This is a genomic window from Flavobacterium omnivorum (assembly GCF_900099915.1).
GTDB lineage: Bacteria > Bacteroidota > Bacteroidia > Flavobacteriales > Flavobacteriaceae > Flavobacterium > Flavobacterium omnivorum.
In genome coordinates, this window is the sequence record NZ_FNDB01000014.1 from 1 (window position 1) to 13,627 (window position 13,627).

Below are 13,627 nucleotides of genomic sequence, written 5' to 3' on the forward strand. Positions count from 1 at the left end.
CACAGATTAACAAAAAATTTAAATCTGCGAATCTGCGGTAACTAAATAGAGGCTTTAAAAGAAGTATTCTAAAAGAATTATAATTCAGTTCATAGTACAGAAACTGATTTTTTATAAAAAAAGGGAAAATGGTATCAAACATTTCCCCTTTTAATTTTATTATTTAGGATCTAAAGCTTCACTAATTCTGGATATTAAATCGAGTACGTGATATTTACTCATTCGATCAGTCATTCGAGAAGAAGACATTTTTAAATCATTTTTTAAGGCATTCAATTGACCTCGTGCAATAGAGGGTAAGTCTGTTTGTGCTAAGTTAACTCTTCTGGTATTGAAACCATACGTTACGCCCACAGGTACTGATCTCACTGTGGTAGAACCTGGTTTTAGTAGTTCGATCATTTTATCTACATACAATTTTTGCACGTTTCTGCGATAAATATCGATAGAACTGTTTCCTTTCAACTCTGAGAAAATTCCTTTATTCAAATCAGTAATCAATTCGTCAACAGAATAATTGTCCTTACTGGCTGTGGAAGTTTCTAAAAGGCGCACCATTCGATCACCAGCCATAAGACTTGATAATGTTGCATCCTGCATTCCTTTGATCGCTTCAACACCACTTTCCGGATTTATTTTCGAAAGTACATTTGGATCCAACAACCATTTTGGGGTAGTGAATAATTGTGTATTCAAGAACGCTACCGCATCTTTTTGGATGCTTTTTGGTACTACTTGAAATTGATTTCCAGACATATCATAGGTTTTAGGAGAATCGTAAATTCCACCTACGTTTTTAGTAACGTGGCCCATATATCTTCTGAATTGTCCTGTAAGTGCGCCATACAGTTCCTCTAATTCTGAATAACTTTCGCCATCTTCTTTAGACCATTGCAATAAATTAGGAAGGATTCTTTTCAAGTTTTTAATTCCGTATTCAGAAGCGCGCATTGCATTATCACCTATATCTTCCGTTTGATATCTTGGATCGTAAGGGCTAGATTCAGAACCAAACCACAAGCGATTATTTTGATACGCTTCCTTAGTCATTTCGTTTAAGAATGCTTTTTCTTGCGCTTCATTTTTAGTGTCTTCAAAATAGGAGTAGCCCCATTTGATAGCCCACTTATCATAATCTCCAATTCTTGGAAACAAGGCAGTAACGCCATCTTCTGGTTGTGCTACGTAATTAAAACGGGCATAATCCATAATCGACGAAGTGTGACCGTTTTTGTCTTGGTAGTCTTTGTCTCTTAGTTTTTCAACTGGAGTGGCTGAACTGGCTCCCATATTGTGACGCAATCCTAAAGTGTGTCCAACTTCATGCGAGGAAACAAAACGGATTAATTCTCCCATTAATTTATCATCAAACTTCTTAGCTCTTGCCGCAGGGTCAACAGCAGCAGTTTGAATCAAATACCAGTTTCTTAAAAGACTCATGATATTGTGGTACCAACCAATGTGGCTTTCTAAAATTTCACCTGTTCTTGGGTCATGTACGTTAGGACCATATGCATTTTGAATTTCAGCGGCAAAATACCGTAATACAGAGAAACGGGCATCTTCCAAGCTCATCGTTGGATCATTTTCTGGCCAATATTCACCGCGGATCGCATTTTTCCAACCGGCATTTTCGAAAGCAACCTGCCAATCGTCAATACCTTGTTTGATGTATTTCTTCCATTTTTCTGGAGTAGCCGGATCTATGTAGTACACAATAGGTTTCAAAGGCTCAATCAATTCCCCCATTTTTTGTTTTTGGGCATCTTCAGGAGATTTTGGTTCTAAGCGCCATCTTACCGCAAAGACTTTGGTATCTGATTTTTGAGATTCTTCTTCAAACACACCATATTGATTGGCAAAATAACCTACACGCGCATCAAACTCTCTTTTACGCATCGGATTTTTTGGCAACAAAATCATGGAAGTATTCATTTCCACAGTAAGTACACCTGCGTCTAAAGCAGAAGGCAAATCAACTCCAATTTTTGGTGTTGGTGTGGTATTGATTTTTGGTGGCGTTGTAGTAAAAGTTTTTACACTTCTAATTTCAGTATTGATTGGGAAACTACTTACTTTTGAAATAAACGATCTGTCTTTTTGAAACGTCTGAATGTTTAATAGTTGTTTCTTTATTGGATCCAAAGAAAAAGTTTGAACATCAGCATCAAAAGTGCTAGCTAAGTCAACCACATAACCAGTAATTTTTCCAGCTTCATCTTTTTTATAGGCCAGCACGTCATAATTACCAATGATTGGATCCGAAGTGGAATTCTTAACCGCTTGAGCCATTGGTTTATCTGCATCTGGAGACATAATCACGTAGGTGATAGAGCGCAGCAGGATATTGTTATTTAATCCTTTTTCCCAGCGAACCACTTGTCTGTTGATTTCTTCTCCACCAAATATTCCTCCGCCGGCAGGAGTTTTAGAATAACGGGTAATGGTCATCATTTCACTTCCTAAAATGGAATCTGGAATTTCAAAAAGGTATTTGTTGTCAATTTTATGAACATCAATCAAACCTTTTTGGGTAACAGCACTCGAATCAATTACTTTCTTATACGGTTTAGGTTCTTTTTTGGCATCACTTGCCTTAGTATCTACTTTGGCAACGGCATTTTTATCTGCTTTTCTCTTTTTTCGACTTTGAGCAAAGGTCTCTGGAGCGGAAAAAATCAACAGAAATACAATAATTAGGGTTAGTTTTTTTTTAAGCATGTAGTTCTACATAAAATAGTTAATAATTAGTTTTTAGCATATAAAAAAAAGAATCTTCTATTTATATACCATCAATCCTCAAATCTATTGATATATTTTTAAAAATATACAGTTTGAAAATTCAATTTCAAAAAATTAACATAAATTAACATTCCTTGAAAAGGATTGTTTGGCTTATTTATATGATTTTTATCAGCACGAAGCGACTTATTTCTGCTTATTTTTGTCGCTACAACAGCAAATCAAAAACGTGTTCGTGGCCGTAGGCGCTTCATAGTGGACCAGCTGCGGTACATTTGAAAAATATTTTTGTAATATTACTTCATAAATAAGTTGGAATGAGAAAAATTAAGTACAAAAAAGGAAAGAGATTACAACCCTATAATCTGGAGTATACTGGAATTCATAAAACTAAGGATTCAGAGATGCAATTGTTCGTTTATGATGATTTTGACTTATCAGAGTATGAAGATTTTAGAGTGGCTAATCTAGATAAGTATATAGACGGTCAAAAAACAAATTGGATTAATATTCATGGATTAAATAATGTAGAGTGGTTAAAATCGATAAGCGCTTATTTTAAAATCGATAACTTCATGTTGGCCGATATTATGAATACGGTGCGAAGAACTAAACTGGAAGAGTCACATGAATTTTTATTTTTCAATATAAAATCAATTTTGCCTACAGAAAACTCAGATAATATTAATGTGGAGCAAATCAGTTTTCTGTTAAAAGAGGGGGTTTTAATTTCTTTTCAGGAAAAAAGAAGTGATTTTTTCACCCACATTCGGGAGAGAATTCGTACCCATTCTGGATTAGTGAGAGAAAAGAAATCAGATTATTTATTGTACGTTCTGCTAGATGCTATCATGGAAAATTTTTACATTACTTTAGAAAATGAAGAGGATAAACTGGAAGAGCTAATCAATCTAAGCAAGCAGAGCCCAGATCCCGTAATTCTCGAACGGATTGAGAAGCACAGGGATAATTTTAATTTTTTGAAGCGGTCAATTATTCCACTTCGGGATTCCTTGTATGACATTAAAAGCATAAAGGATGACAATGTTTTTAATGCGATGGAAAGTGATACTTTTAGCTTTTTTGCCCGCTTGCATCAAAAGAGTTTAGAACTTTTAGAGCAAATAGAATCAGATATGGGTTCCTTGGAGAGTGCTTCTAATTTCTTTTTCTCGGCACAAACGCATAAGATGAATGAGATTATGAAAACGTTGACCATTGTTTCTGCTATCTTTATTCCGCTTACTTTTATAGTGGGAGTTTACGGAATGAATTTTGAGTATATGCCAGAACTCAGCCGTCATTACGGGTATCATACGGTCATGGGTGCTATGTTTTTGATAGTAGTTGGAATGATTATTTACTTTAAAAAACGCCGTTGGTTTTAATAGCGATTATTCAAAACATTCAATTTTTGGAATTAAAAAAAAAATAAAAAAATGAACAAGGCCATTTATATAGCGACAAGCGAGCAAAATAGCGGTAAGTCGATCATCACACTAGGACTAATGAGCATGCTAATTGGTAAAACTGCCAAAGTGGGTTATTTTAGACCAATTATTGAAGATATTGAAGAAGGAGGATTTGACAATCACATTGAGACTGTGATTGGCCATTTTGGTTTAGATATCGCATTTGAAGATGCTTTTGCTATTACGAAAAGTAAGTTAATCAAGAAAAAAAATAAAGGAAAAATAGGGGAGGTTCTTGATTTGATTATTGAAAAATATAAAAAACTAGAGGAACGATTTGACTTTGTTTTGGTCGAAGGAACTGGCTTCAGCGGAGAAGGAACCGTGATCGAATTAGATATGAATGTGCTGATTGCAAAAAACTTGGGAATCCCAACCATTATTGTTGGATCTGGAGTAGGTAAAACCTTAGAGGAACTATTGGACAGTTTGTATCTCGCCTATGATTCTTTTAAAGTTAAAGACGTAGAGGTTTTGGCCGTAATTGCCAATAAAGTGCAGCATGAAAATATAGACATAGTCACTACTGGCCTACGAAAAAGTTTGCCTGAAAGCGTGTTGGTAAATGCGATTCCTTTGATCCACAATTTGAATAATCCAACAGTTCAAGAAATTGTTAAGGAGCTGGATGCAAAAGTACTTTTTGGCGAAGCCCACCTTAACAATCAAACAGGAAATTTTAGTGTAGGCGCTATGCAGTTGCGAAATTATTTACTGCACTTAAAAGAAAACAGTCTGGTAATTACTCCGGGCGATAGAGCCGATATAATTTTGGGAGCTTTACAAGCAAATGAGTCGGTTAATTATCCTACTATTTCTGGGATCGTTTTAACAGGGAATATTGTGCCTGAAGTCAGTATTCTCAAGCTTATTGAAGGTCTTTCGACCATTGTACCTATTATTGCAGTCGAAGAAGGAACGTATTATATTACCAATAAAATAGGTTCTATCAAATCTAAAATTTACGCAGACAACAAGCAGAAGATTGAAATTTCTATTACTACTTTCGAAAAATATGTGGATCTAGATAACTTAGCTGAGAAATTAATCACTTTTGAAGCAGAAGGAATGACACCAAAAATGTTTCAATATAATTTGGTAAAAAGAGCGAGACAGCATAGAAAACATATTGTGCTGCCAGAAGGAAATGACGATAGAATCATAATGGCGGCTTCCCGTTTATTAGAGATGGATGTAGTCGATATTTCTATCATTGGAAATAAAAAACAAATAGAAAGTAAGGTAGCAGAGTTAGGATTATTTTTTGACTTTTCCAAAGTAGAAATCATCAATCCCATAGCATCTGAGCATTATGACGATTATGTAAATACGTATTATGAATTGCGAAAAGCCAAGAATGTAACCTTGGGAATGGCGAAAGATTTAATGGAAGATGTTTCGTATTTTGGAACCATGATGGTGTACAAAGGGCATGCAGACGGAATGGTTTCAGGTGCTGCACATACTACACAGCACACCATTTTGCCTGCGCTGCAGTTTATTAAAACTAAACCCAATTCCTCTGTAGTTTCGTCTATATTTTTCATGTGTTTAGAGGATCGAGTTTCTGTTTTTGGCGATTGTGCCATTAATCCAAATCCTACTGCGGAGCAATTAGCTGAAATCGCTATTTTCTCTGCAGATTCTAGTTTGGCTTTTGGAATTGAACCAAAAATCGCCATGCTTTCGTATTCTTCGGGTTCTTCAGGAAAAGGAGATGAAGTAGATAAAGTGCGAACAGCTACTGAAATCGTTAGAAAAAAACGTCCCGATTTAAAAATTGAAGGTCCTATTCAGTATGATGCGGCAGTTGATATGGCCGTTGGAAAAAGTAAATTACCCAATTCAGAAGTGGCGGGACAAGCGAGTGTTTTAATTTTCCCGGATTTAAATACAGGAAATAATACGTATAAGGCAGTACAAAGAGAGACTGGCGCGTTAGCAATTGGTCCGATGTTACAAGGATTAAACAAACCGGTAAACGATTTAAGCCGCGGTTGTACGGTTGATGATATTATAAACACAGTCGTGATTACGGCTATTCAAGCACAAGGATTGTAACATTTAATTTGAAGATTGAAATATTTAATTGATTTAAAAATTAATATTTTAATACTTCAATTTTTAATCTTTTAATGAAAATTTAATGAAAATAGTAATTTTAAACTCAGGCAGTTCTTCTATAAAATACCAGTTAATCAATATGCCGTCAAACGATGTGCTTTGTTCTGGGATGATTGACAGAATAGGATTGGAAACTTCGAATTTAACGTATGTAACGGATACGACTAAAATTGAAGAAAACATGCCTATTGCAAACCATAAAATTGGATTAGAAAAAATTGCCCAACTCTTACTGGATGAAACCGTTGGAGTGATTAAAAGCACTGCAGAAATTGATGCCGTTGGACATCGTGTCGTCCATGGAGGAAGTGCGTTTTCTAATACGGTAATTATTACTGCTGCAGTCAAGGATAAAATTAGACAGCTTTTTGAATTAGCTCCTTTGCATAATCCAGCCAATTTAGAGGGAATAATTGTGGCGGAAGCAATTTTTAGTGGAGCCAAACAAGTGGCTGTTTTTGATACGGCCTTCCACCAAACTATTCCAGTTGTGGCCCACAAATATGCAATACCCAATTACCTTTTGACAGAAAATAAAATACGCTTATATGGTTTTCATGGAACAAGTCACAAATATGTTTCGGAAAATGCGATGCAGTATCTAAAGCAAAATGTGAATAATGAGGGTTCTAATATTATTACGATACATTTAGGAAATGGTTGCAGCATGACTGCAATAAAAGAAGGGAAAAGTATTGATCATACGTTGGGTTTTGGTCCAATGAACGGATTGATTATGGGAACCCGAAGCGGAGATGTAGATCAATCCGTGATTTTTTACTTGGTCAATACATTAGGGTACTCGCTTGAAGCCGTGAATACGATGTTGCAAAAACAAAGCGGAATGCTGGGACTTACTGGCTACAGCGATTTAAGAGACATAGAAGCCAATGCGGAGAATGGAAATGCCGATTGTCAATTGGCTTTGGCCATGAATGCGTACCGAATAAAGAAATATATTGGTTCCTATACCGCAGTTTTAAATGGATTAGATGCTATTATTTTTACGGCTGGTATTGGAGAAAATTCGTCTTATATCCGAAAATTAGTGTGTACGGACATGGAGTATTTCGGAATTAGATTGGATGAGTCCAAAAATGAAATTCGGTCCAAGGCTATTCGAGAAATCAATACCGAGGATTCTAAAACTAAAATATTAGTTATTCCGACCAATGAAGAAATTGAAATTGCCAATCAGGTTTTTGAATTGCTAACGACTTAATAAATACTATAGTACTAAAAAAGCTTCTCTAACCAGAAGCTTTTTTTGGCTCAATATTTAATAAATCTGATTATATTTGGACATAAAACACCCTATTTTGAAAGTAAAAATTGTCCTCTTCTTCCTCTTATATTTTAGCTCCTTGCCCTTTTATTCGCAAGAGTTGCTTCCGTTTGTTGAAAATTACAACAAATCAAATTATCAAGGTGATAATCAAATCTGGAGTGTAGCACAAGGCAATGATAGTGCCATATATTTTGCTAATAATTATTACTTACTGCGGTATGATGGCGTAAAATGGGAGAAATATAGTTTGCCAAACAAAACGATAATTCGCTCCGTAATGGTCGATAGTGATCGTATTTATACAGGTTCGTATAAAGAATTTGGCTATTGGACCCGAAAAAAAGGAAAGATGCTCTATGTTTCTATTTCTGATAAAACAAAGGTTTTTGACGATAGTGATAATGAAGAAATTTGGAAGATATTTAAATTCAAGGGTAAAATTTACTTTCAATCGTTTAACGGACTTTTTTTGTATGATGGAAAAGTAATACAGAAAAATAAATTCCCCTTTCTGGTTTCTTATTGTTTTGTAGTAAACAATCAATTATTAGTAGCTTCAGTAGAAAAAGGAATTCATAGAATGAATGGTACCGCATTTGAAAAAATTCAAGGATGGTCCATCTTAGAAAATAACGTAATTCATGCTATTGAAAAATTCCAAAATAAAATCTATTTTTTCACCAAAAAAAATGGTGTTTATGTAGCAGAAAATGGAGTTCTCAAACCTTGGAACAGTACTCTAAATCCAATTTTGAAAGCAGCTAACATCAATGTTGCGGCGTTTATTAAAAATAATAAATTAGTTATAGGAACGGCTAATAAAGGGGTTTATATTTTTGATTTAAACACTAATTCGTATCAAAATATCAATCGGAATAATGTCTTGATGAACAACTCCATTTTGAGTATAGTTCTAGACAAAGAGAATGACTTATGGTTGGGATTAGACAATGGAATTGCTCATATTGAGGTCAATTCTCCTATTTCTATCTTTTACGATAATTCAGGTATTTTAGGATCGGTTTATTCTGTTGCAAGTACGTCAAAAGGCTATTTGATGGCTTCTAACCATGGGATTTTTAAATATGAAGACAAGCAACTTGCCTTAATTCCGGACACGCAGGGACAAGCTTGGAATATCAGTAAATTAAATAACAAATACTTGATAGGTCATAATGAAGGGACTTTCCTCTATGATAATGGCGAGCTTTCTAAACTAAGTACTATAAATGGAGGGTGGAATGTAACAAAAAGCAGCATTAATAATTCGTATTTGCAAGCAACTTACAGCGGCGTATTTATTTATAATGATGTGAATAATTTGAATCAAAATATACCAATAAAGGGAATTTTAAAACCGATAAAATATGTTGCTCAAAACCGAAAAAATGAAATATGGGCTGCGGATAATAATAGAGGTTTGTATCGAATTCTTTATAATGATGCGTACGAAACAACTGCTATTAAGAATGTAACGCTAAGCAGCAAAATTAAAAATGATTTTGGGGTAAAAATATTTGAGTTTAGAAATGAGATTCTTTTTTTAATCAATAAGTTATGGTACACTTATAATTCCATCACTAATCAATTAGAAGAAAATGAATTGTTTAATGCAAACTTTAAAAATGTATCCAACATTGTATCCATTGATGAAAATCACTTTCTACTACTTCAAGAAGGACTATTATATACTATTTATGCTAATGGGAATAAATTTGTTCGCAACATTATCCAAGAGAAATATTATAGAGGTAAAATTATCAATGACAATTTAAAAGTATTCAAATACAACAACAATTATTTGTTAAATCTTGATGATGGTTTTATTTCGCTGCAATTAAAAGAGGTAAATAAGAGTGATTCTAAAATTCGGATTGAAGCTTTTGTAAATGATGTTTTGGTTCCAAACAAATCTAAAATCCCTTATAATTCTGAATTACGGTTGCATGTTTTGTCTGGTGTTTTTGGAGCAGCAAGACCTAATTTATTTTATAAAATAAGCGGAACAAAAGAATTTATTCCTGTAAGCGAAGGATTGATTGTTTTAAATAATTTAAATAGTGGCTCTGCAGAGATTAGCGTTTATCTTCATGATGGACTTAATTATGACTTGCTTTCTAGTTTCCAGTTTATTGTGGCCAAGGCTTGGTATTTTTCGCTTTGGATGATTGCAATGTATCTAATCATTATCGGTTTGATATTGTACCTGTATTACAAATGGAATAAAATGCGATACGTCCAAAAGTTAGCATTGCGAGATGAAGAATTAAAGCATCAAAAGAAAATTCTCGAAATGGAATTAAAGGCTGATAACGAATTAAATGTTCAGGAATATGAGAAACATATTTTAGAATTGGAATTACAATCCAAATCCTCAGAAGTAGCAGGAAAATCACTGTCAATTGCAAAGCAAAGTGAAATGATAGAGAATATTCAAGGAATTTTAGATTCTGATATGGATTTCAATAAATTGAAAAGTGAAATTAAAAAAGTTATTAAAATTAATGCTGTAAATAAACATGAATGGGAAACATTTGAAACAAATTTGAACCAAATTCATAATGAATTCATCATTAATCTTTCTAAAAAATATCCATCTCTCACCTCAAAGGATATTAAGCTTTGTATTTACTTAAAGATGAATCTTTCCTCTAAAGAAATTGCACCTATGATGAATATATCTTTCAGAGGAGTGGAGTTGCATCGCTATCGTTTGCGAAAGAAATTGAACCTTACTCAAGAAGAAAACCTTTCTAAATTTTTATTAACGATATAAAAGACGCGTTATTTTTATTGATACGTTATTAAATAACCTCTTTTGTTGTGAAATCCTAGTACATCATTACTACATCATTTAGTCATGATACAGCACGCTTATAGGATCGTTAGCTCCCATAAAACATTGATTTATTGTCTTATTTTATAATTTTGATGTAATTATGTAGTATTTTCATTTGACTAACTATAACGTTGTAATTATCTACTTTGGCTGTAATTAATTTAACAAATTATTAATATATGAGAAATATTATTTTTAGCTTTTTAGCACTTCTGTTGCTTCCAGCCTATATGTCTGGTCAAGTAATTAAGGGAAAAGTAGTGGATAAGGAAGGGTTAGGAATTCCTGGAGCAATTATTATTGCAACTGAATCTAAAACTTCTGCTGATACTGATTTTGACGGTAATTTTAATATCAATGCCAAAATCGGTGAGGTATTAAAAATAAGTATGCTCGGTTTCGAAGCTATTTCTGTTACAGCAACAGATGGGGTAATGAATATAATTTTAAGCGATTCAAAGGATACTGAACTGAAAGAAGTCGTTATTATTGGGTATGGAACTCGAAAAAAATCAGATAATACAGGTTCAATTTCACAACTTTCCGCAACGGATATCACCAAAACGAAAGTACTGAATGCCACGCAAGCTATTCAAGGAAAAGCAGCAGGTGTTCAAGTTATTGGAACAGATGTGCCAGGAAGTTCTCCATCATTAATTATTAGAGGTATTGGTACTTATGGTGCTGATAGAACGCCATTGTACGTAGTGGATGGTATTCCTACCAAAAATATTAATAATTTGAATTCCAATGATATTGCATCATTTGATATTTTAAAAGATGCATCATCATTAGCTATTTACGGTAATCAAGCGGCTAATGGAGTTGTAATTATTACTACTAAAAAAGGAAAAGGCGACAAAACTACTGTTGAATATGATGGTTTTTATGGAGTGCGTACTCCACTAAAAACGGTTAAGATGGCTGGTTCTAACCGTTTTGCCTATTACTCTGATGTGGCAGAACAAAACACTAGGTTTTCAACAGATCAACGCTACAATACGAATTGGTTTGATGAAATTACTAGATTAGGAATGTATTCGTCTAATAATTTATCCATTTCTGGTGCATCTGATAAAATTAGTTATTTGTTTAGTTTGAATTATTATGACGAAAAAGGTGTTTTAGACGGATTAGATTTTAATCGTTTTACTTTTAGAAATAATAACGATTACAAGATTTCGGATAAACTAAAAATCACACAAACTTTAAGTGGTTCGATTTCTAAGTCTACGCCAAAACCATTATCTGCTTTTACTTCGGCTTACAAACAATCACCATTGGTACCAGTGCGATATGACAATGGAAGATGGGGAATGCCAATTATTGGGGCTGATGGACAAGCATCAACTACTGGATCTTTGTTTAATAACGTTGGAAATCCTGTAGCTCAATTAAACTATTTTACCGAGGAACAAAAAAATCTATTGCTACAGGGAAGTATTGGACTGGAATACAAAATTTTTGAAGAATTGAAATTCACATCAAGAGTTGGAGTGGAGTACAATACTTTTAAAAGATTTTCTTACACGCCTACACGTGAATTGTGGTTGGCAGCAGATCCTTCAAGAGATGTGGCTAATTACTCGGCTTCAGAGCCAATAAATGAATTGGTTACCGGAAGAAGCGATTACTTTAACTGGAACTTTGATAATTTCTTGACGTACAATAAAAAGTTTGCCGATATCCATGATGTTGAAGTAACATTAGGTATGTCAGCTCAAGAATTTGGAAGCCGTGAAGAATTAGAAGTAAGAGGTAGAAACGTACCTGAAAACTCTAACTATTGGAGTTTAAATCAGTCAACTGCTCCTTCTAATAATCTTGTTACACGACACGTTATTGGAAATCAAAGAAATTTAATTGGGTATTTTGCTCGATTCCAATATACATTAATGGAAAAATACCTTTTCACGGGTACGGTTCGTAGGGATGGTTCTTCACAATTTGGTTCCGATAATAAATGGGGTAATTTCCCGTCATTTGGTTTAGGATGGGTACTTTCTAAAGAAAATTTCTTAGCAGAAAGTGAAACAATCAATTTCTTAAAACTACGTGGTGGTTGGGGAAGATTAGGTAATCAAAATGTTCCTATTAACCAACAAACATTCAGCTCAGGAGCAGGTTTAGGATATGATTTTGGAGGCTCACTTTATTCAGGAACTACTATCGGTGCATTTATTGACCCTACTTTGGGTTGGGAAATTACGGATGAGACTTCTATTGGTTTAGATTTTAAAGCTTTAGAAAACAAATTATCAGGATCATTTGATTGGTATGATAAAAATACATCCAATGTAATTCTTAATGTTACTCCACCGCTTACTGTGGGTACAGGAGCTACTCCAGCTCACGCAGGTGAAATCTCTAATACTGGATATGAAGTTTCGTTGCGTTGGGATGATAACATCAATGATGATTTAAAATATTGGATTGGTGCCAATTATTCGAATAATAAAAATGAAGTTTCAAAAGTATATAATCCATTAGCAATTAGACAAAATGGAGGTTCGATTAACAACGGACAGTTTACAAAAAGATTGGAAGTAGGAGAACCTTTGGGAAGTTTCTATTTGTTTGAAGTAGCAGGTTATGATGCAAATGGTAATTTCACTTATTTTGATAAAGATGGGGGAATTACTTCTAATCCAGTGGAAACAGACAGAAAATTCTTTGGATCTTCATTACCAACATATTATTATGGTATGAACTTAGGTTTTGAATACAAAAACATTGATTTTTCAGTAGATGGTTACGGAGTAGGTGGAAACAAAGTGTATAACGGTAAAAAAGCACAACGTTTTGGTAACGAAAATATTGAAGCCAGTATAGCTACTGATTTTTGGACATCATCAAATACTATTGCTGGAAATCCGGCACCGTTTAATTCAGTTCCATTGTCTTCGGATTACTATTTAGAATCAGGAGCTTTCCTTAGAGTAAACAACATTACTTTAGGATATACATTACCTAAAATAACAAATTCTGTTTCTGCGGTTCGTATTTATGCAAGTGCTATAAATCCATTTATTTCTCAAAAATTCACCGGATATTCTCCAGAATTGAATAATGATGGTGATCCAATGGGACTGCAAGGAATTGAGTTAGATGCTTATCCGACATTGAGTTCTTTCATTATTGGTGCTAACGTAAAATTTTAAT

At 34.0% G+C, this 13,627-nt stretch carries 6 protein-coding genes; 5 read left to right on the forward strand and 1 reads right to left on the reverse strand.

Annotated elements, in window-relative coordinates:
• Nucleotides 1–159: 159 nt before the first annotated feature.
• On the reverse strand, nt 160–2,721 hold the full coding sequence (locus BLS90_RS12275; protein ID WP_175455481.1) for a zinc-dependent metalloprotease: 2,562 nt from the start codon (nt 2,719–2,721) through the stop codon (nt 160–162).
• A 338-nt stretch (nt 2,722–3,059) separates the two neighbouring features.
• Between BLS90_RS12275 and corA the strand changes: the two genes are divergently transcribed.
• From corA to BLS90_RS12300, 5 genes are all read left to right on the forward strand, one after another.
• Nucleotides 3,060–4,130: a magnesium/cobalt transporter CorA gene (gene corA, locus BLS90_RS12280; protein WP_091258133.1), complete on the forward strand. Its 1,071-nt coding sequence runs from the start codon at nt 3,060–3,062 to the stop codon at nt 4,128–4,130.
• Nucleotides 4,131–4,181: 51 nt separating this feature from the next.
• A complete protein-coding gene (gene pta, locus BLS90_RS12285; protein ID WP_091258135.1) occupies nt 4,182–6,275 on the forward strand; it encodes a phosphate acetyltransferase in 2,094 nt (697 codons plus the stop codon).
• Nucleotides 6,276–6,360: 85 nt separating this feature from the next.
• Nucleotides 6,361–7,560, forward strand: a complete 1,200-nt coding sequence (locus tag BLS90_RS12290; protein WP_091258137.1) for an acetate/propionate family kinase — start codon at nt 6,361–6,363, stop codon at nt 7,558–7,560.
• 97 nt (nt 7,561–7,657) lie between these two features.
• Nucleotides 7,658–10,402, forward strand: a complete 2,745-nt coding sequence (locus BLS90_RS12295; RefSeq protein WP_091258139.1) for a helix-turn-helix and ligand-binding sensor domain-containing protein — start codon at nt 7,658–7,660, stop codon at nt 10,400–10,402.
• A gap of 242 nt (nt 10,403–10,644) precedes the next feature.
• Nucleotides 10,645–13,626, forward strand: a complete 2,982-nt coding sequence (locus tag BLS90_RS12300) for a SusC/RagA family TonB-linked outer membrane protein (protein WP_091258141.1) — start codon at nt 10,645–10,647, stop codon at nt 13,624–13,626.
• Nucleotide 13,627: the final 1 nt, after the last annotated feature.